Source organism: Vibrio sp. 99-8-1, assembly GCF_013114595.1.
GTDB lineage: Bacteria > Pseudomonadota > Gammaproteobacteria > Enterobacterales > Vibrionaceae > Vibrio.
In genome coordinates this window covers 1-20,429 of sequence record NZ_VTXE01000027.1, presented here as the reverse complement: position 1 = coordinate 20,429, position 20,429 = coordinate 1, and the positions used below count along the sequence as shown (strand labels likewise).

At 40.1% G+C, this 20,429-nt stretch carries 19 protein-coding genes; 12 read left to right on the top strand and 7 right to left on the bottom strand.

Annotated features, from left to right (window positions below):
- Positions 1-114 precede the first annotated feature (114 nt).
- Positions 115-771: a Crp/Fnr family transcriptional regulator gene (locus F0227_RS14990; protein ID WP_171754054.1), complete on the bottom strand. Its 657-nt coding sequence runs from the start codon at positions 769-771 to the stop codon at positions 115-117.
- A 128-nt stretch (positions 772-899) separates the two neighbouring features.
- On the opposite strand from F0227_RS14990, the gene deoD reads away from it, so the two are divergent.
- Positions 900-1,619 (top strand): purine-nucleoside phosphorylase, encoded by a 720-nt coding sequence (deoD, locus tag F0227_RS14985; protein ID WP_171754100.1) that lies wholly within the window; start codon positions 900-902, stop codon positions 1,617-1,619.
- Between the two features lie 74 nt (positions 1,620-1,693).
- Here the strand turns inward: deoD and F0227_RS14980 are convergent, their stop codons facing one another.
- Positions 1,694-2,362, bottom strand: coding sequence for a Crp/Fnr family transcriptional regulator (locus F0227_RS14980; RefSeq protein ID WP_171754053.1), 669 nt, complete (start codon positions 2,360-2,362; stop codon positions 1,694-1,696).
- A 243-nt stretch (positions 2,363-2,605) separates the two neighbouring features.
- Between F0227_RS14980 and mtnA the strand changes: the two genes are divergently transcribed.
- From mtnA to F0227_RS14945, 7 genes are all read left to right on the top strand, one after another.
- Complete coding sequence (gene mtnA, locus F0227_RS14975) at positions 2,606-3,694, top strand: S-methyl-5-thioribose-1-phosphate isomerase (protein ID WP_171754052.1); 1,089 nt, start codon at positions 2,606-2,608, stop codon at positions 3,692-3,694.
- Positions 3,695-3,767: 73 nt separating this feature from the next.
- The gene (gene tsgA / locus F0227_RS14970) at positions 3,768-4,976 is read left to right on the top strand and encodes an MFS transporter TsgA (RefSeq protein ID WP_171754051.1); all 1,209 of its coding nucleotides are present in this window, start codon (positions 3,768-3,770) and stop codon (positions 4,974-4,976) included.
- A gap of 299 nt (positions 4,977-5,275) precedes the next feature.
- Positions 5,276-6,043 (top strand): nucleoside phosphorylase, encoded by a 768-nt coding sequence (locus F0227_RS14965; RefSeq protein WP_171754050.1) that lies wholly within the window; start codon positions 5,276-5,278, stop codon positions 6,041-6,043.
- Between the two features lie 309 nt (positions 6,044-6,352).
- Positions 6,353-7,501: an L-threonine dehydrogenase gene (gene yiaY / locus F0227_RS14960; RefSeq protein WP_171754049.1), complete on the top strand. Its 1,149-nt coding sequence runs from the start codon at positions 6,353-6,355 to the stop codon at positions 7,499-7,501.
- An 8-nt stretch (positions 7,502-7,509) separates the two neighbouring features.
- Positions 7,510-8,160, top strand: a complete 651-nt coding sequence (locus tag F0227_RS14955; protein WP_171754048.1) for an L-fuculose-phosphate aldolase — start codon at positions 7,510-7,512, stop codon at positions 8,158-8,160.
- Positions 8,161-9,032: 872 nt separating this feature from the next.
- Complete coding sequence (locus tag F0227_RS14950; protein WP_171754047.1) at positions 9,033-9,203, top strand: hypothetical protein; 171 nt, start codon at positions 9,033-9,035, stop codon at positions 9,201-9,203.
- A 122-nt stretch (positions 9,204-9,325) separates the two neighbouring features.
- Positions 9,326-9,847 (top strand): ATP-binding protein, encoded by a 522-nt coding sequence (locus F0227_RS14945; protein WP_171754046.1) that lies wholly within the window; start codon positions 9,326-9,328, stop codon positions 9,845-9,847.
- Positions 9,848-9,978: 131 nt separating this feature from the next.
- On the opposite strand, the gene F0227_RS14940 is transcribed toward F0227_RS14945, so the two are convergent.
- Both F0227_RS14940 and F0227_RS14935 read right to left on the bottom strand, forming a co-directional pair.
- Entirely contained in the window at positions 9,979-10,344 is a 366-nt protein-coding gene (locus tag F0227_RS14940) for a PH domain-containing protein (RefSeq protein WP_171754045.1), read from the bottom strand.
- A 96-nt stretch (positions 10,345-10,440) separates the two neighbouring features.
- Entirely contained in the window at positions 10,441-10,977 is a 537-nt protein-coding gene (locus tag F0227_RS14935; protein WP_171754044.1) for a hypothetical protein, read from the bottom strand.
- Positions 10,978-11,764: 787 nt separating this feature from the next.
- On the opposite strand from F0227_RS14935, the gene F0227_RS14930 reads away from it, so the two are divergent.
- Positions 11,765-12,451 carry a MaoC family dehydratase gene (locus tag F0227_RS14930; RefSeq protein WP_171754043.1) on the top strand — a complete coding sequence of 229 codons (687 nt, stop codon included), beginning with the start codon at positions 11,765-11,767 and terminating at the stop codon, positions 12,449-12,451.
- A gap of 99 nt (positions 12,452-12,550) precedes the next feature.
- Here the strand turns inward: F0227_RS14930 and F0227_RS14925 are convergent, their stop codons facing one another.
- Positions 12,551-13,366, bottom strand: a complete 816-nt coding sequence (locus F0227_RS14925; protein ID WP_171754042.1) for a phosphate ABC transporter substrate-binding protein — start codon at positions 13,364-13,366, stop codon at positions 12,551-12,553.
- A gap of 288 nt (positions 13,367-13,654) precedes the next feature.
- On the opposite strand from F0227_RS14925, the gene F0227_RS14920 reads away from it, so the two are divergent.
- Positions 13,655-14,014 (top strand): DUF3024 domain-containing protein, encoded by a 360-nt coding sequence (locus F0227_RS14920; RefSeq protein ID WP_171754041.1) that lies wholly within the window; start codon positions 13,655-13,657, stop codon positions 14,012-14,014.
- A 45-nt stretch (positions 14,015-14,059) separates the two neighbouring features.
- Here F0227_RS14920 and F0227_RS14915 read toward each other — a convergent pair whose 3' ends face one another.
- Both F0227_RS14915 and rnb read right to left on the bottom strand, forming a co-directional pair.
- The gene (locus F0227_RS14915; RefSeq protein WP_171754040.1) at positions 14,060-14,869 is read right to left on the bottom strand and encodes an AraC family transcriptional regulator; all 810 of its coding nucleotides are present in this window, start codon (positions 14,867-14,869) and stop codon (positions 14,060-14,062) included.
- A gap of 72 nt (positions 14,870-14,941) precedes the next feature.
- Positions 14,942-16,933 carry an exoribonuclease II gene (rnb, locus tag F0227_RS14910; RefSeq protein ID WP_171754039.1) on the bottom strand — a complete coding sequence of 664 codons (1,992 nt, stop codon included), beginning with the start codon at positions 16,931-16,933 and terminating at the stop codon, positions 14,942-14,944.
- A 275-nt stretch (positions 16,934-17,208) separates the two neighbouring features.
- Here rnb and F0227_RS14905 point away from each other — a divergent pair, with 275 nt between their 5' ends.
- Together F0227_RS14905 and F0227_RS14900 are read left to right on the top strand one after the other, a co-directional pair.
- A complete protein-coding gene (locus tag F0227_RS14905; RefSeq protein WP_171754038.1) occupies positions 17,209-17,988 on the top strand; it encodes a transporter substrate-binding domain-containing protein in 780 nt (259 codons plus the stop codon).
- Positions 17,989-18,335: 347 nt separating this feature from the next.
- Positions 18,336-20,267 carry a DEAD/DEAH box helicase gene (locus F0227_RS14900; protein ID WP_171754037.1) on the top strand — a complete coding sequence of 644 codons (1,932 nt, stop codon included), beginning with the start codon at positions 18,336-18,338 and terminating at the stop codon, positions 20,265-20,267.
- The last annotated feature ends 162 nt before the right edge of the window (positions 20,268-20,429 follow it).

The following is a 20,429-nucleotide window of genomic DNA, read 5'->3' as shown; positions in this document are numbered from 1 at the left end:
TCTAACATTGCTTAGAAAGAAGAGAATGGCTGGTGGTACAGGGAACTTCGATTTGCATATAGGTATTAGCGTTAACTGAACCTTAACTTATCTACAATATATTAAACGAAAAAATTAGCTCCCGAAGGAATCAATAAATTCGCATAGTTCCCGATAGTTAACAATACTTAATCCTTGTTTACTTTTTTGAACAAGTTTTCTGCTAACTAATTCTTTTACAACCCGATGATAAACTCTGTCACTGCATCCAAATCGTTCTGCTTCCTGTGTTATAACATCATAGCCAACAGACTCTTTTTCTCCGGAATATCTCTGTTTTAAATCTAAAGCAATATTATATATGAGCGGATATAATGTCATAGTAAACATGCTGTTAGTAATTTGATCATAGCTTCTGGCAATACAATTACTGAGCCATAATGATACTTTATAATCAGCATTTATTATCTCAATCATCTCTTCATGAGTGATTATTTTAACTGAGACATCACAGTTGGCTACTAAATCAAACTTAGCCAATTGGCCACTGACAAACTCTATTTCACCAAAAAAACGTTCGTTACTTTCTATTACGCCTAGATTGATAGATTTACCATTTATTTCCGTATGTTTAATACTGAACTCACCTTTGGTGACCCAATATAAACTGCATACTGGTTGGCCTTGTTTATATAGAAACTCACCTTTTTTAAAGTCTATTTTAGCAAGGTCATAGCTCTTTATGATATTTATAAAAGAGGCTTTTCCTTCTTCGATAATAGAGTTTATCATAATTAGAATCCTATTACTGTGACTTCCTACAATAATTGGTAGGACATATGTCATATTTATTTTTCTAATATATATTTAACATGGACATAAATTTAAACCAAGCAATAAAGGCAATTTTTATGACTAAAATGGTAGATACGTTAAGCACATCAATTTACTCTGAGGAGGGTTCATTTGCAGAAACTGTTATATTTCCTGGTGATCCTTTACGAGCAAAATTTATTGCAGAGAACTACCTCGATGATGCAATTATGGTGAATTCAGTAAGAAACATGCTTGCATATACCGGACATTATAAGGGTGAGAGAGTTTCAGTTATGGGGCATGGAATGGGGGTTCCGTCTATCTCAATATATGCAACGGAACTGTTTAAGTATCACAAAGTTAAAAAGATTATCCGCATTGGTACCGCTGGTGCAATCTCTGATGATATTAAGGTACGTGATATCATTGTTTCGACTGGTGCAGGAACGGCATCTGCTGTTAATCGTACCCGGTTTGCCGGCTATGATTATCCTGCTGTACCAAGTTTTGAACTAGTGACAGCCTGTAATGAGAAGGCTAAAGAGTTTGGTATTGATGTGAAGTTTGGTACTACGTTTACCAATGACTTGTTCTATGGTGAAGATGATAATCTAATTCCAGCATTGCAGAAAATGAACGTGCTTGCTTGTGAAATGGAGTGTTCAGAGCTGTTTGCCCTTGCGGCGAAATATCGTGCTAAAGCTCTGGGTATCTTAACCATCTCAGACCATATTATTACAGGAGATGAAACAACGAGTGAAGAGCGTCAGAATACATTTCAAAGTATGATGAAACTCGCGCTGGAAACAGCTATAACTGCATAATTAATCTTGCCGTTTATCAGAGGGCTTAAAGTTAAGCCCTTTAATAAGTTCCATCGCTAAATTATGATTTTTATTTACATATTAAATGACTCAATAAAATCTCCAAGCTTAGCTTCATCAATAATGTTAATATTGTTATCTTTCTTCTCAATTAAATTCAACTTAATAAGCTGGCTGATTACCCGTCTGTAAACACGTTCATCACAACCAAATCTTTCTGCTTCACTGGTAACGGTTGGAAAAGAATGATTATTCTTTTTATGTCGGCTATGTTCTAGTAGGTCAAGAGCTATGGTGTAAGATAATGGATAAAGTGTCCGATCAAAAGATTGTTTAGTTATATCTATAATATCACCTGCCAGCTTTTTTGATAGCCAGAGCGTTATGGTTGGGTGATCAACAAGTAATTTTTGCATATAACGAATTGGTATAACTTTAATTCTTGCTTTTCCCTTCACAAAAAGATCAAAGTTTGCTTTCAAGTCTGTCAATAGCTCTACTTCACCAAAAAATCTGTTTTGGCATTCTATTAATCCATGGTTAATACGTTTACTGTTTTCAGCGGTATAACGAATGGAGAATCCACCATCAACAACCCAATATACATGGTTTATTATTTCTCCTTGGGTAAATAATTTTTTCCCATTTTCAAAAGTCAATATATCAAACTCATCCTGATTCATTAATTGAATCATTTTTTTATAACCAGATTGAACTTGTTCTTGTATGAGATTGTTACTCATAAATTTATTCCATGGTAGATAGAGTTTATTTTGATAATAGTATATAGCTGAATATTAAAACTATTAAACTATTTCATCGGTAGCAAAAATTATTGTGTGATCAACTTCGATTTTTTAAAAAACTAATCTATCGACACTGACAAATGTCCTAATTGCCACTTTGAAATATTTAATAAGATTCTGTTACGTACTGTTGTATCTCACTATTTTTGTGAGTATTCAGAAATGTAATTGAGGAAAAAAATGAAAATTAACGGCAAAACTTATCGTTCTGTGTGGGTTGGTGAAGATCAGAGAAGTATTCATATCTTCAATCAGGAAAAACTTCCGTATGAACTTGAAATCTTAACACTAAATACCGTTGAAGAGTCTGCAGATGCCATTGTATCGATGAAGACCCGCGGTGCACCACTACTCGGTATTGTGGGCGCTTATGGACTGGCATTTGCGATGCAGGCTGATACTTCAGACAGCTCACTGAATCAGGCATACGAAGTGTTAGTTAAAACCCGCCCGACGGCTATCAACCTGAAGTGGGCCTTGGATCGTGTGAAAAACAAACTGGTCAACACCAAAGAAGAAGATCGGCTAGAGAAAGCATACCAAGTATGTGCCGGACTGTGTGATGAAGATGTAGAAATTAACCATCAGATTGGCCTGAACGGTCTGGAAATTATTGAAGAGATCGCTGCGAAGAAGAAGGCTGGTGACACCATCAATATTCTGACCCACTGCAATGCAGGCTGGCTGGCGACAGTAGATTGGGGAACGGCACTGGCTCCTATGTATATGGCTCACGACAAGGGCATAAAAATTCATGTATGGGTTGATGAGACGCGTCCCCGTAATCAGGGTGCATTAACTTCATACGAGCTGGGTGCCCATGGCGTTGATCATACTCTGATTGCCGATAATGTTGGCGGCCACTTAATGCAGCATGGTCTGGTTGATATGGTAATCGTTGGTACAGACCGAGTTACCGCTAAGGGCGATGTGTGCAATAAAATTGGTACCTATCTGAAAGCACTGGCAGCACATGCCAACGATGTTCCGTTTTATGTCGCATTGCCGACGCCTACCTTCGACCCTACTGTCTGGGATGGCGTTAAAGAGATTCCGATCGAGCAGAGAAGCGGTACTGAACAATCGCATGTTCAGGGCATTGATGCTGACGGTAAACGTGGTGTTGTGAACACCGCTCCTGAGGGTACTCAATGTGGTAACTATGCCTTTGATGTTACCCCTGCCAAATACGTAACTGCGTTGATTACAGAGCGTGGCGTAGTAAAAGCTGATCAAAAATCCATTCTGGAGATTATGTCTAAAGAGTAATGATAAAAAGTAGCCACTGTTAAAAGTGGCTACTGATACATCTATAATTTAACTTAATAAATAAGGACACAATATGAAAATCAATTTCAATATCGTGCTGTTATCCATCGTAGCCTTTCTATCCTATATGGTGCCGGCTGCTTTGGTGACTCAGCAAGGGGTACTCATCAAGCCTATGTCGGCATACTTCGGTATTGAGCTGACTGAAGCGGCATCAATGTTTACCTTTCTGACTGGCGGGGCTTTTCTGGGCTCTTTTATCTCTATGTTTATTTTCGATAAGTTATCGATTAAAAACGTGTTCAGGCTGGTTTATACGCTGTTTATTGTTGGCGTGTTATCTCTGTCTGTGACAAAAGCAATTCCGTTAGTTGGTGTTGCTTTTGCCATTATTGGTTGTGCTGCGGCTGTGGGGATTTCAGCGGGTGCGGTGATTATTTCCCTGACATTCTCAGAAAAGAGCAGAGCATCGGCATTTATTGTAACTGATTGTGCATTTAGTGCTTCTGGCTTTATATTCCCGACTTTGGGCACCATGATTATTGCTGCCAGTTTTGCTTGGTTCAACGCTTACTACACAGTCATTGCTTGTGTGGTTATTGTTCTGTTACTTACCTTTTTTGCAACTTTTCCTAAAGTGACCAAGGAAGAACAAAAAGACTCGCATGTAGAGTTCAACAACAATATCTGGACTCCAAGAGTATTCTTGTATGCCTTTATGGTTGGCTTCTACCTAATTGTTCAAAACGGGTTGATCACATGGGGGCCGGCATACCTGATTTCTGAGTTCAATGCAGAAGACGGAATGGCATATTCATTGATTGGTAATTTCTTCGGCCCGGCGGTATTTGGTCTGCTGGTAACCGCGGCAATTGTTGCCAAAGTATCAGCAAAATACGTTTTAATTGCGGTTAGTTTGTTTGCTGTCGCTATATCGGCCTATCTGAACTTTACGACATCTATGGATAGCTTGCTTATGGCGGTGACAGCATTAGGTTTCCTGACGGCTTCTTCCTATAAAATTCTTATCTCCATAGGATCTACTCAGGTTCGCAATGCGCCGCCACGTCTGATCACATTTTTATTAGTTTGTGGTAGTGCCGGTAATATGATTGCACCTTCATTTAACGCATTTCTAATTGATACGTTTGGAAAATCTTCAGCAATGAAATGTGTGATGGTTGGTTATATTATTCTTGCAATTATGGCTGTGCTATCTGTAACCGTCGAGCTGCTTGCAAAGAAAAGTAACCATGAGTCAAATTCAGCAGTAACAAACTAACAATATTAATGCCATGACTAATTCTGGTATACGTATATTGATAGGTTGGTTTTTAATTAGTTAATCGTTATGCACAGACTTAAATTAATATCACTATTTCAGGTGTATCCTCATCTGAAAGGTTTATCTCTGTGCATAATTTAAAAATTTAAATTAAATTTGTTTTACCCTGACAAAAGTCCTTTTGTTGGATTGATTTAATAATAAATAATAAATGCGTTGGTTAAAATTATTAACTTAGATAAATATAAAAAATATTTATCTATTAGTATTTGATTATAAGTAAATAAGGAGACTCTATGAGTCAGAAAATGTTATCTACAGCTCTTACTAAAGACGATGTGGCAGAATATGCAATTATCCCTGGCAATCCTGATCGAGTTGAGCGAATTGCTCAGTATTTAGATGACTGGAAACGCATCGGTTCTAACCGTGAGCATACTGCTTACTCTGGTTATCTTGATGGTCAAAAAGTAGTTGTTGTTTCAACAGGTATGGGTGGACCTTCTGCTGCAATCACAATGGAAGAGCTAGTAATGCTAGGCGTGCACACCTTTATTCGCGTAGGTTCTTGTGCTTCTGTATCATCTAAAGTAAACAAAGGTGATGTTGTAATTCCTAGCGCGGTAATCCGTTATGAAGGTACTGCAAACGCTTATCTGCCGCTAGAATTTCCTGCGGTTCCTGATTACGGTCTGCTTAAGAACCTTGAACAAGCAAGTCTTCACCTTGGTTATGAACCAAAAATTGGTGTTTCTATCGCTAAAGATTCACTATACGGTGAAATTGAGCCTGAAAGACAACCTCTTGCAAGAAAGCTCAACGAAGATATGGAAGTATTTAAAAAAGGTGGTGCTATTGCTTCAGAAATGGAAGCCGCTACTTTGTTTGTAGTAGCAGCTACTCTTGACGTTCGTTGCGCAACTGTTCTTCTTTCAGCTACAGGTGACGATCCAGAAACATTTAAAGATACTTCTTTAGAGTCTTATCCTCTGGATCTGGAAAATCGTGGTCTGGAAGTAACAATTGAAGGTATGCGCCGGATAATTGCTGCTGACAAGTCATAATAACTATATAACTTAAAATTAAAATAAGCACTTCCATTTATAGAAGTGCTTATTTAAAAGAAGAGAGTTGGATAGAGCTATCTATTAGCTAAATGGTAGGTTGTAAATTCAACTGATAGATATCAGTGGCACAGATATACAGGTGTTTATTGCTAAAGATGAGTACTCAGTTTTAGTGAGTAATATTAAAGGAGATAGTTTGTAAATATCCTGACAAAATTTGCTTTTCTTGTCGAATGATTATTAAGAAAATGACTGACCAATTTAAATTATAAACTGAATTTTAAATATAAAACTGAGGATGTACTTATGAGTAGTGCCTATTTTATGCCGTCTGTTAACTATATCGGCTCTGATAGTTTAGCCGCTGTGATTACCAATATTAAAAGCTATGATTTTAAAAAAGCGTTAGTTGTAACAGACCGCGTATTAAATGAAATCGGATTGGTTAAAAAAGTGACTGATCTTCTGAATGAAAACAGTATAGAAACTATTATATTCGATGCAGTACAGCCAAACCCGACTACACGCAATGTAGAAGAGGGCCTGAAAGCGTTAAACAGTAATGAGTGTGACTTTATATTGTCGCTGGGTGGAGGTTCTCCTCACGACTGTGCCAAAGGCATTGCTTTGGTTAAGACTAATGGCGGAAAAATTGCAGATTACGAAGGGCTGGATCAGTCTGAGCGGCCACAGTTTCCCCTTATCTCAGTAAACACAACAGCGGGTACGGCATCTGAGATGACCCGGTTCTGCATCATCACTGATGAGTCGCGCCATATCAAGATGCCGATCGTGGACAAGCATACAACTCCGCTTATTTCAGTAAATGATCCTGAGCTGATGACCGCTCTGCCTGCGTCACTCACCGCCGGCACAGGAATGGATGCCCTGACACACGCTATTGAGGCCTATGTATCAATAGCGGCGACTCCTATTACTGATGCTGTTGCCCTGAAAGCCATTGAACTTATCACACAATACCTTCCGGTTGCGGTAGATGAGGGTGAAAACATAGAAGCGAGAGAGCAAATGGCTTACGCCCAGTTTATGGCCGGGATGGCGTTTAACAATGCGTCAGTCGGTTATGTTCATGCCATGGCGCATCAGCTTGGTGGTTACTATGACCTGCCACACGGTGTCTGTAATGCCGTTCTGCTTCCGTACGTTCAGGAATACAACATTCAGGCCGCAGCGAAGAAACTGAAAGATGTTGCTCAGGCGATGGGTGTAAATGTTGATGGCATGAGTGATGCCGAAGGTGCCCGCGCCTCTGTAAATGCAATGAAAAATCTGGCTGAAAAAGTAGGTATTCCTTCAGGGCTTACGGAGCTGAATGTAAGAAAAGAAGATATCCGGATGTTGTCAGAAAACGCACTGAAAGATGCTTGCGGATTAACCAATCCCAAACAGGCGACATTAAAAGAAATAGCAGAAATTTTTATCAAAGCACTCTAGGAATAACAATGTTACTTGAAAAAGAAAGAATTGAGATAGTTGAAACCTGCAAAAAGCTGATTACTCACGGGTTAACCGTCGGTACAGGCGGAAATGTCTCTATCTATAACCGAGAAGAAAACTTAATTGCAGTCAGTCCGAGTGGTGTAGACTATTTTGCTGCAACACCTGAGGACATCGTTGTGATGGATATGTCCGGTGGTGTGGTTGATTCAAAGAGAAAACCATCCAGCGAATGGGGAATGCATAAAATATTTTATGACCGCCGGGAAGACATTAATGCGGTTGTGCATACGCACTCTACCTACTGTACGGCGATCGCCACCCTCAGGCAGCCATTGCCGGCGTCAAACTATCTGGTCGCCTTCTCCGGCTATGATGTCCGTTGCGCTGAGTACCAGACATTCGGAACGCAAGAACTGGCAGAGTCAGCTTTTGAAGCAATGCAGGACAGAAGAGCAGTATTACTTGCCAACCATGGTTTGTTAACAGGCGCAGGGACGTTAGAAGCAGCATTTCAAATCGCTGAAGAGATAGAGCATTGCGCGAAAATTCATTGTATAGCGTCTAGTTTTGGAGAGCCTGTTATTTTAAGTCATGATGAAATGACACTTATGCAGGAAAAGTTCAAGACTTATGGTCAGCCACCTAAGACGTAAAAAATGATCCGCTGAAATCACAAGACACAAACCTCTTCCCTCTATTAAAAAGAGGGAAGAGGTTTGTTTACGCGAAAACTAACTACTTAAGATTAATAAAACATTATAAAGTTATTTGTACATTTGGCACAAAGGCTCCTGATTCTGTGAGTTGTTTTCGCCAGTAGTACAAGGTAGTGCCACTGATATTTTCTTCTTTTGAAACTTCCTTTACCGAGCGTGAATACGAGAGTAACTACTTTTCAACGCGGTTTCTTTTCTTTCCTTCAGATTACGAGGCATGACTTATTCTGCTACTGCCCTAACTGGTTAAATTTTAACAGTGACTACTATCCTGCCAGAAGGGTGGTTGATTTAATTTCTTCGGAAATGGTTGGTATCTACTGTTGCCTGCAGATGCGTTTAAACCTCGTGATTGCTTACCAACTACCAAAAAAGCAGCTATCAGTGTCTTAACGGAACTAGTTCCGGCTAAAAAATAGTAATCATTAAAAAGCCTGCATCGAAGACGACAAGTATCTTCTATTAACCCAACTGGAATTGAAAGGTAAGGACTTCATTGACAACATAACCCCTTGATCGTACTCTAATTCTGCACTGGCAAAATCCAGTGTCGGGCGTAGGAACCCGCTTCAATGAAACTCTCGGCATGTAGATGCCAGCCTTATGCTGGTTTTTTTATGTGCAGCTTTAGCACACCTGTACATTAGTCTGTTCAACAGACTCAATGAGATAAAATTATGGTGGGCTGGGCAGGGCAACCCTAGGGTTGGCCGTTGCGAGAGTGCGGTATTCCTACCCCTGTTCAGTTCACCACCCTTAGCGTAGGAACTTCGAGTGGTGATTTAATTAAATAACTCTCGGAGGGTACCATGACCCAACCTATTTATTGCGAACCAGAAGCTGACTTTCACCTTCAAGTGGAAGATTTCATTATTAGTGCGGTTGCCGCGGATATTACTGGCGACCATGCCTTAAATAACGAGATAGGCATGTTTTTGCTCAGTTTGCTTTGTTATCACAAAAAGCAAGAGAAGGAATAAGCCATTCGCGCCCTAACGGGCGCTTTTAAATTTGCCTATGTTTGCCAGCGACGTCACAGTATTGTTTGCTGCATTTAGTGATCTTAACTGTCTGATTCTGAATGGTTTAAGGAATGGTAGAAATGGCAAAGATCATATTTGTCTCTGGGGCTCATGGGGTAGGCAAAACAACTTTTTGTAGACAGATCAAACACCAACTCGCATTACCTCATTATTCAAGCAGTTCGCTAATAAAAGCACATGGTCAATTTGATGAGCTGTCTAAACTGTCCACAAACGCTGACGATAAACAGCTTATTTTGCTAGACGCTCTGGATAAAATCGCTGCGCCGACAGTGATACTCGATGGGCATTTTTGTCTTTTGAACAGCAAAGGCTTGGTCATTGAAATAAAAGACAGTATTTATCACCGAATGAAGCCGTCAGTAATCATTGTTGTCACTTGCCCTCCAGACGTAGTTCATCAACGGTTACTTTATCGAGACAAAAATAGTTTTCCAGTGGATTTAATAGAAGAGATGCAAACGAAAGAAATGAGGAAGGCCAGTCGAATAGCGCAACAGTTGAATATACCGTTATTGGAGTATAAATCGGCCAGCGATATAGAAGCGCTTGTTAAGAACGTTGTTAGTTTAAAGATCTAGATGATGGCATTAAAATGAATACCATTGGTTAAAGAGAGTTGAATAAAAACGCACATAGGGCTTTGATATTGTTACTTATTTCGAATTGAAATTATGCGCGTTTTTGAAGTTTTCTAGAACTTAGTTATAGCTTAAATTCCGGAGCTTAATAACTTGGCGATCTTAGACACATCTGTGCCTTTAAGGAACTCAAATTTTATTTCGCCAATACCGGACGCCCAAAGTGTAAACTCAGAATCAAGATCAAAAGTGCCTGCAGTTTCAACAGAGAATGCGGTAATTTTGCTGTATGGAAGAACGAAGAACTCTGCCTTTTTTCCGCGTAAACCTTGAATATCTATAGTGATAAGGCGCTTATTAGTTAAAATGAGCATATCGCGAACGGTTTTATATTCCAGCTCAACGGTTTCATTGTCTGCGATTAAAAAGTCGTAGCGATCAGCATTTTTCCCAATCGTTTCTTCAGTTAATGCGGTTAGTTTTAATCCTTTGAACATCGAGTACTCCTTGCTATGGATTGAGTTGTCTATTTTTATCGTGAGACGTTAATACCATTCTGCGGTACTTTATCGCGAATGTCTCGGTAATAATGTCTATAAGTCACTGTTCTTGTTTATCTTATTACAATTAGTAATATTTCCTTTCTCTGAACGATAGCTATAGCTAACAGAGTCGAGACTGATTAGCGTATCTACAAATTTGTAATTTTCCCTCTCCAAACGTTCTATCATTGGTCGCTTAATACGGTTGTAATACATTTGGGAAAAATCGTCTTTTGCTTCGAGGTTGAAATAATTGATAGTAGAGTAAATCTTGTCTCCTTCAAAATACCTTTCTCCCGATATTATTCCTTCAAAATTCAATGGTGTTTTAAGGTTTGGATGTTTTATTGTTAAAATAGCAGATTCGGTAAACTTGTTGTCAACGGTGTTTGATATTTTGCTAGCAACTATAAATGCTTTATCAAGTCTATCCGGTGGACATTCCCATTCACCGAAAAAGAGTTCTGGATCAAACGTGATTTCGGGTTTTAACATATCTGAATTTTTTACTTCTGTTGTTGAGTTACCTGCCGAACTGCAACCCATTACCGCTGCGCTTACTGTCGTTATTATCAATATTTTATACATTAATGTTCCTCAGAATTATTATTATGTCGAAGCAAAACTAACCAACACATATTTAGTGATTTGTCACTGAACAGTGGGCTAAAATCTTTTGTGACTCAGCTTATTGGTGAGTCATTCTATAGGTTCGGAATGATAACTTATTGTGTTGGTAGCACATTTTGTGAGTTGTTTCATATAACGACATTCTCAGCCTTCCTATTCTGATTATAAATAACGGCTGAAGAAGGCAAATAATGTTGGTCATAACTCGGCAAAATGGGATTCTATTATCTACGAATTTCTCAAAGGTTTACCAAACAAACAGGGTGGACGGGTGAGTTAATCGATACTGCTAAATTTACCTTATATTCACCTAACATGGTGTATTAATGACAAGTCATTACATGTTAAATGAAGTCGTATTTGTCTCTCAGTTTAACAAGTCAAATCGTCATTTTTATTAGATTTGGCGTAAATATTGCTGCAAGTGAACTAGAGTTAAGGAAAGCGGCAATGTTTGGTTGTTCGATGAAAGTGTATGAACTTTCTCATAATTGAAGCACTTTTTTATTCATAAATTGACCTTATTTTATGAATGCATTGTATACGTGCTACAAAATCAAGTGATCAGAGCAGTAGGGTAAGTGATAATAAAATAATGTTTTATTGATTAACCTTTTGTTATTTATGTATAAAACAGTGTTCAGAATACACCTGTTCGCTCGAAAGTCGTTGCAAGATTATGTGAAGTTGTTCAAAATTACCATACGCATGCCGGATTGTTTGGCAAAGTTATATAGGGTTTTTTATGAAAGTTGTTGATATGCTAAAACACAGAAGTGAATCTCTGTCTAAACAGCCTTTCGAAATTAAAGATTTGATGTCTCCTGTACTGCGGGATTACTGGGTCGATTTTGTAAACAAAGCAAATGACAACCCATTAGCTCAGTGGTTTAGAGAGCATGCGCTTCTGCCTGCGGTAAATGAAGAGCAACACCATACCCAACCGGACCCTATTGTGTTGCCAGCAGCAGCACAGGCATTATTTGAACAGTTACAAACTCAATTGAATGAAGAGATTCACGTAGGAGACTGGGTGACCATCTCTCAACAGCGTATTGATGCGTTTGGTGAAGTAACGGAAGATATGCAATGGATACATACCGATCCAGAGCGAGCTCAACAAGAGTCTCCTTTTAAAACTACCGTTGCTCATGGTTTTCTAACGTTGGCAATGTTGTCTAAAATGACCGACAGTGTTGATCCAGAACAGTCGTTATTCCCAACTGCGCGTTTGGTGGTTAACGTTGGTTTAAATCAAGTTAGGTTCCCATATCCTGTAAAGTCTGGTGACAATATCCGAACTCGCAGCAAGTTGCTTAAAGTGACTCCCATTAAAAAGGGTTTAGAGATAGAGCGCGAAATGAAAGTAGAAATAGATGGCGTTCGTAGACCGGGTTGCGTTGTGGTGTCGGTTATTAGACTCTATTTTTAATGCTTTAATAACCAAAAATTGAGAATATAAAAAAAGAGCGAAATGTATTTCGCTCTTTTGCTATGTGTAGCCATCGATTATCGCTACTGAGAATATGGGTTACAGAGTAGGAACGTAACCGTACTGCTGGATAAGCTCTTTAGCTCGCGGTGATTTGATAAATTCAATAAACGCTTTGCCGCTGTCAGTTAAACCATCATTTTTATACAGCAAGATAAACGGGCGAGAAAGCTGATATTTCTTGGCAGCGATGTTATCCATGGTCGCTTTAACCCCTTCAAACTTTAATTCTTTCACTGAGTTGTCTACAGATCCCTCAGAGACAAATCCGATGGCTTGCGGGTTATGATTAACTAACGCTTTTACCATGCTATTACTGCTTACTACTAAATTGGTTGCGTTAATATCAGAAACTAGGCGATTATTGATGATTCGGGTGAGTCCCAGCAGCGATTCAAAACTGCTTCTTGAGCCTGAAGATTGTTCTCTTGTCACTACCGCAATTTCAAGATCTGCACCACCAAGTTGCTTCCAGTTATTAATACTGCCTTTATAAATATTATAGAGTTGCTGGCGTGATACATCGTCTATAGGATTCGAATGGTTAGTTACAACGGCCAATCCATCATAGGCGATGGTCAACGCAGTTAGGCCTTCGTTGTATTCGGCTTCGGTTAGGTAACGTGAGCTCATACCAATTTCAGAGACTCCCTTTTTTACCATGGTGATACCCGCCGTAGAGCCTATTCCTTGTACCGCGATATAGGCAGAGTCGGAAGTGGCATTAAACTCTTCTGCTAACACGTCCATAATGCGTGAAACGGATGTTGAGCCAGATACGGTAACTTCTTTAGCCATTACTCCAAATGTGACAGAGACTAAGGACAAGAGAGTGGCTAAGACAACACGAAACATAAATACTCCTAGTAGATGATCAAACTGACAGCCAATATTAACGTTCAGTTATGTCATTTTTGTGAATAACCTCATTATTAAAAAAGTAATTTCTATAAATTGGTCTTAGCGTATTTTGTTTAGTATTAGTCTTTTAGCTTACTCCGGAATAAAAATAGAAGTATTAGTTTTTGTGTGGAAATAGTGACCGAGGTGCTATACGCCCTCACAGCATGTTGTTAATATGTTATGCTCAAGTTACTTCAAGGTGCTTGAGTATATTAGTCAGCTGGTAAAGGTATTAATAGAATGTATATCTCTGAAATAGAACAATTCCGCCTTGAAAAAGCTGTACGATCTATGTGTTCAAGTCGAAACCAAAGTATCCCTGCTGAGTTGGGTAAAGTTCAGTACGAAATTTATAAAGAAGGTGTGCTTTTTACTAAACTCTGTTTTTTATTAGATTCTTCCCATATTAATTACGAATGTCCCATTGCTAAATTGGAGTTTGATATTGACTGTAAGCAGTGGAAGTTGTTTGTTGCTGAACGAGAAGAAAATAGTGCTCAATTAATCGCTTGGTTACCTTATCCTCATCTCTCTTCAAGCCATGATTTTACTGTGCTGCTAAATGAAATAGAGCACGATCCACAGCAATTATTTTGGTAATTGATTAAACATAAAAAAAGAGAACAATAAATGTTCTCTTTTTTATTAGCGCTGTGTAATTTGTTGCCTAAACTCTTTCGGTGTCATTCCTTGTACACCTTTAAAAGCGGTACTAAAGTGCGCGGCACTCTTAAAGCCAGATTCAAAGGCTATCTGTGCAATGGATTTACTTGAGAGCCTTAGCTTGGTTGCTGCGTGGTTAACTCGTTTCACTTTTAGTATTTGAGAAAAGCTTAGGTTTTCTGCGGCAAGACGACGCTTAAGTGTCGCTATTGAAATCCCTAAAAAGTGGGCTGTCATATCTAGAGATACGTCATTTTCTATGTTCAGCTCGATGAAGCCGATAACCTTTTGAGCGGTGCTTTGGTTACAAGCACTACGCATAACCGGTTGTAGATTTGGTGCGACATGAATGATCTCAAATAACAGTGCTTGAGAGAGCGACTCCAACGTAAGTTCAGAGCTTAGGCCGGATTGCTTAGCCTCAATAAGCAGAGTTAATGTTTGTAACGCCGTCTTATGTGATTCATTTAAGAGATAAACAGGGGCTTTATCGTCGCTAACTTCAACAGCACTGTTTGAAAAGGTGTCGCAAAACTGTCTAAACAAGCTGGGTTCAAATGTGATGATGTCCGCAAGGAAATGACCATCGTCCGCAAAGGACTCAAGATCACGAAGTTGATCAGAGTGATAAACGGTAAATTCACCCGCTTTCAGCTGTGAAATTTCATCATTTTCGTTTTTATAAGTTAGAAAACCTTCTCGCACAAAGATAACGCCACACTGGGTAACTGGGTAACGATCTCTTTTTCGAGCGATAAAAACGTTGTGCTCATAAATTGTTATTCGTGACATATATTTTCATTTTTATTGTTGAAGGCACGCCATCGAGTCGTGCCTTAAGTCTTGGATAACCGCAACGGCTGCTCAGCTATCTTCAGAGTCCCGTGATACATCGGTAAACACGGCTGTGGGCTTGGCAACAATATTGCGATTTTCAATATTTACGTCGCTAAGTATTAGTTCTATCACATCGCCAAGTTGGTAAACGTGATCATTGTCTATAGATACAGTGCCCGTTTCGCTACTACACTCAATTCGCTCTTTATTATCAACGAGTAACGACGCCGGAATAAACGCTGTTGCGCCATTTTCTATTAATTGAACGCGTAATCCTGCTCGATTAATATCAAAAATCTCGCCATTGAAGACCGTTTTATTGCTAACGGCGGCTAACAATGTTCGTGCATACAACCAATCTGCCACTTTTCGTTCAGCAATTTTATGGTGTTTACGGTGGCTCGACAGCTCTGCACCCACTAGCTCATCCGGTGTTTGTACTGGCGGCTTATTTAAAATGTGCGCTTTAAGAAGACGGTGGTTAATCATATCACCATACTTTCTAATAGGAGATGTCCAAGTGGCGTAACTCTCTAGTCCCATAGCAAAATGCGGAGCGGAGTGGTTAGTGATCTCGCTGTAAGTTTGGTATTTACGAATTCGGTTATCCAAATAGCTTGTATCTTGCGTATTTAGCCAGCGTCTTAGAGCACTAAAACCATCCAAAGTTGTAATGCTGTCAAGAGTAAATGGCTGTGTTTGATCTGGATTTACCAGCTCAATGACATCTTTTAGCCGGTCTGTTTTAAAACCGGAATGGGTATTAAATAAGCCGGTGCCCAAGCTGTTTTGTAACGTCAGACCAGCGCATATGTTCGCTGTAATCATCGCTTCTTCTACCAAACGGTTTGCACTGCGGCGCTGCTCCGAGTGAATTGCGATAACATCATTTTCATCACTAAGCTCAAAACGATAGTCAGGTTTGTCTGGAAAAACCACTGCATTTTGTTCTCGCCACGCGCTGCGAGAAGTCGCAAATTGATGCAGTGAATTAATCACTTCGGCAATCGCCTCAGTTGGCTGCCACTGGCTATTTGAGTCTTCTTCAAGCCAGTCGGAGACATCTTGGTAAGTTAAACGAGCGTGGCTTTTAATGTTTGCTGCAAAAAACTGAATATCATCCGCTAGCGCGCCATCTTGTCCAACCGTAACGCGGCAACATAATGCAGGTCGAGTTTCGCCTTCTAGTAATGAGCACAAGTTATCGGCGAGATCTCGTGGCAGCATTGGAATGTTTCTACCTGGAAGGTAAATGGTAAAACCGCGCTCTCTGGCGACTTTATCCATATCACTATCAACAGAGATATAGGCGGTTGGGTCCGCGATAGCAATGGTTAGTTCAATGTCATTGTTCTCTTTGCGCTTAGCGTATAGCGCATCGTCCATATCTTTTGTTGAAGCACCATCAATGGTAACAAAAGGAATATCCAGCATATCAACACGAGTGAGATCGTCGTCGTCATTGGTGTGCCATTCTGTTAGTCCTTCCGGTTCGCAGTTTGGCAAATCATTTTCTGCTAGGGTTACCCACCACGGGGCAATTTTGTCATTGGCATCGGCAATTTTCTCGCTGATCTCAACAAAGAATCCATTGTCGCCGTTAAGAGGGTGCTTTGTTAAGTGCGCAACGACCCAGTCGCCATCAGATAGTAACTCAGGGTTGAGTCCTTTTTTAGCCTTGGCTTTTAGTGACAATCTCTTAAGTTGTGGGATATCTGCAACAACATTAAGACGCCCTTTGAACATTTTTACACGAGCAATAAAGCGAGACATGTGATGCTCTACAAGCTCATCGGGTTCTGCTACTTCTTTATTGTTTTCTGTTCGGATCAATGCAACGACTTTGTCACCATGAAGACATTTCTTCATGTAGGGTGGCGGAATAAAATAGCTGTGTTTACTATCTACTTCTAAGAATCCAAAACCTTTGTCCGTTGCCTTAATGGTGCCTTCTTTTTTTGGGATGTTTTCTTTTATCTGCTGTTTTAATTGGGCAAGTAGAGGGTTATCTTGAAACATTAATGAGCTTTAAACCTTTGAATTAAATGGGAAATACATTTCCCTATGATCTTCTACAAAACCCTTGTCAAAAGCGAAAGTGACACTGCGGTTAGGTTAGACCTTTAGAATAAATGAGTGAAACCGAAATTGCAGAACATAATACTAGCTAATAAGGTGAAAGTATATTAGTGGTTTATTACTGATTAAGTGCCGATTTGATTGCTATAAATCATTTTGAACTCATAAGATCTCTGTATAATTAGTAAATCCTTATATTCGGGAGGGTTATATTTGTGAAGTACATTTTGCTACCAATTTATCTACTCGTGCTGACGGTGACGAATGTGGCGCATAGCGTCACTATGCAAGGATTCAAATATTATTCTGAAGAGTATCCGCCGTATAATTATATAGAGCAGCAATCTATTAAAGGTATTGCGGTTGACTTGCTTTTTGAAACAGGCAAAAGAACCGGTAGTAAAATAACAGAGTCACAAATTGATCTGCTTCCTTGGCCTCGTGCTTATCATATAGTGCAAACGACACCTAATACCGTGCTACTCACTGCCGCTCGTACAGCATCAAGAGAGGCGGACTTTAAATGGCTTGGACCGATAGGAAAAACGCGAGTTGTGGTGTTAGCGAAAAAGCAATCCAATATTGTGATTAATAAGCCTCAAGATTTGACTCAGCATGTTATTGGCATTGTAAGAGAAGATATCAGTGAACATCTGCTTCGCGATACCGGTATAAAAGGAATAAAAGTGGAGTACGCTAATACGGCTTTTCCGCTGGTAAAAATGCTAAATTCTGATCGAGTGGATTTATGGGCTTATGAAGAACAAGTCGCTCGTAGCGCTATCACATCATTAGGCTTTAATAATGAAGACTTTGAAGTGGTTTATGTTCTGCAGGAGCTTGAGCTTTACTATGCGTTCAACTTAGAAACAGACGATAAGTTGATTCAACATTTACAACAGAGTTTTAATCAATTAAAGCGTACCTCAGAGGGCAGTGATACCAGCTATTACGATAGAGTATTAATGAAATACGGTATGCTTAATTTAAAATAGCGATAGAATTCCTCTGCTCACAGTAAATGTCGACTATAGTTAAACGGTGTTGTAGGTCCTGTTGTGGACAAACAATGAACAGATGAGCAAGGCAGTGCGGCGATAATGACCAGCTAATTGATTTTATATCGTACAATTTTTCGTTTATTGAACAAAAGTGTGATGTATTTCAATTTTTTCTGGATTTTTACCATTTTTTAAGGCATTATCTCGCCCCCTTAGAGATGTCCCTAACGGCTTGTTGCGTTTTTATACTACTTCTGCACCTGAATGGATTCAGTACTAGACGGTATTGGAATAGGAAGAGCACATGGGACCGATATTTACATAGATAATTTAGGATCCCAATGCAAGATTCCGATATCAAATTCAGCGATTTAGAGCTGAATGACACCCTATTGTCTGCTTTAGATGAAATGGGTTTTGTTTCACCAACTCCAATCCAATCAGCGTCAATCCCTTCTCTTTTAGAAGGCAGAGATGCACTAGGTAAAGCACAAACAGGTACAGGTAAAACCGCAGCGTTTTCTCTCCCTATTCTTAATAAGATCGATCTTAAACAGTATAAGCCTCAAGCCGTTGCTCTAGCGCCTACGCGTGAGCTTGCTATTCAGGTTGCTGCTGAGATCAAAAACCTTGGTCGTAACATCAAGGGTTTAAAAGTTTTAGAAATTTACGGTGGTGCATCTATCGTAGATCAGATGAGAGCTCTAAAATCAGGAACTCACATCGTTGTTGGTACTCCGGGCCGTGTTCAAGACCTTATCAACCGTGATCGTTTACATTTAGATGAAGTAAAAACATTTGTTCTAGATGAAGCTGATGAAATGCTTAACATGGGCTTCGTTGACGACGTTACCGCTATCATGGAGCACGCTCCAGAAACAGCACAACGCGTAATGTTCTCTGCAACTATGCCTCCAATGCTGAAAAAAATCGTTGACCGTTTCCTACGTGATCCTGCTCGTATAGATGTTGCTGGTAGTAACCACACAGTAGACAAAGTTGAGCAGCAGTACTGGGTTGTTAAAGGCGTAGAAAAAGACGAAGCAATGACTCGTCTATTAGAGACCGAAGAGACAGATGCTTCAATCGTGTTTGTTCGTACTCGTCAAGATACAGAGCGTCTCGCTGACTACCTTTCTGCTCGTGGCTTTAAAGTTGCTGCATTGCATGGTGATATTCCTCAGTCTCTTCGTGAGCGTACGGTTGATCACATTAAGAAAGGCGTTATCGACATTTTGGTTGCAACAGATGTTGTTGCGCGTGGCCTAGATGTTCCACGTATTACCCACGTATTTAACTACGATATCCCATTCGATGTTGAATCTTATATTCACCGAATTGGTCGTACCGGCCGTGCCGGACGTAAAGGTAAAGCGATACTGTTGGTTCGCACTAATCAGATTCGTATGCTTCGTACTATTGAACGTGTTACTCGTTCAAGTATGGAAGAGATCCAACTTCCACTAAGAGATAAAGTGGCAGAATCTCGTCTAGAGAAACTTGGTGTTGAACTAGAAGCTGAAAAAGAGAACGCATCACTTGAGAACTTTGCCGAGCTAGTTGGTAAGTTACAAGAATCGCTAGACATTGATGCAACCACTTTAGCAGCAATGCTATTGAAACGTGCACAAGGTAAAAGACCTCTGTTCTACAAAGGTCCTGATCCTATGATTGCGACAATCGAACGTGATAAGCAACGTCGTAAAGAACGTCGTGAAGGCGGCGGACGTGACGGTGGACGCGATGGTCGTCGTGGTGAAGGTCGTAGCTTTGGTGGTACAACTCAAGATTGGGATACTTACCAGTTACAAGTTGGTCGCGAGCAAGGTGTACAGGTTAAAGACATTGTTGGTGCTTTGGCTAATGAACTTGGCTTAACAAAAGGGTCAATTGGTGCAATTAAGCTTGCTCAAGGCCATACTTTTGTTCAGCTTCCTAAAGCGATGAACTCTGATACTGCTGGTAAACTAAACAAGCTACGTATTCGCCAAAAAGAAGTGGGTGCTGTTGTTTGTGACTTTGATGACTTCCGCGAATCTCGTGGCCGTCGTGAAGGTGGCGGTGGACGTCGTGACAACAACGGTGGTCGTCGTGAAGGCGGGTATCGTGGTAATCGCGATGGTGCTCGTGAAGGTCATCGTGGTAACCGTGGTGGAAAAGATGGCGAGCGTCGTTTTGATAGAAACCGTGGTGGTGATCACCGTGGCAACCATCGTGGCGAACGTGGCCATGGCCGCTCTGAGAACCGCGGTTCACGTGGTGGCGAAGCATAAGCCAATAGCGAATTACTCGTTTAGCAAAAATTAACAAAACCGGGCCTCTACAGGCCCGGTTTTTTGTTTTCAACCCTTAAACCACCTTCTAGGAAGGTGGTGATCGTCCATTAGGGCTTTGCCCGAAGGACGCTCATGTTCAATATATCCATGTTTGTAACC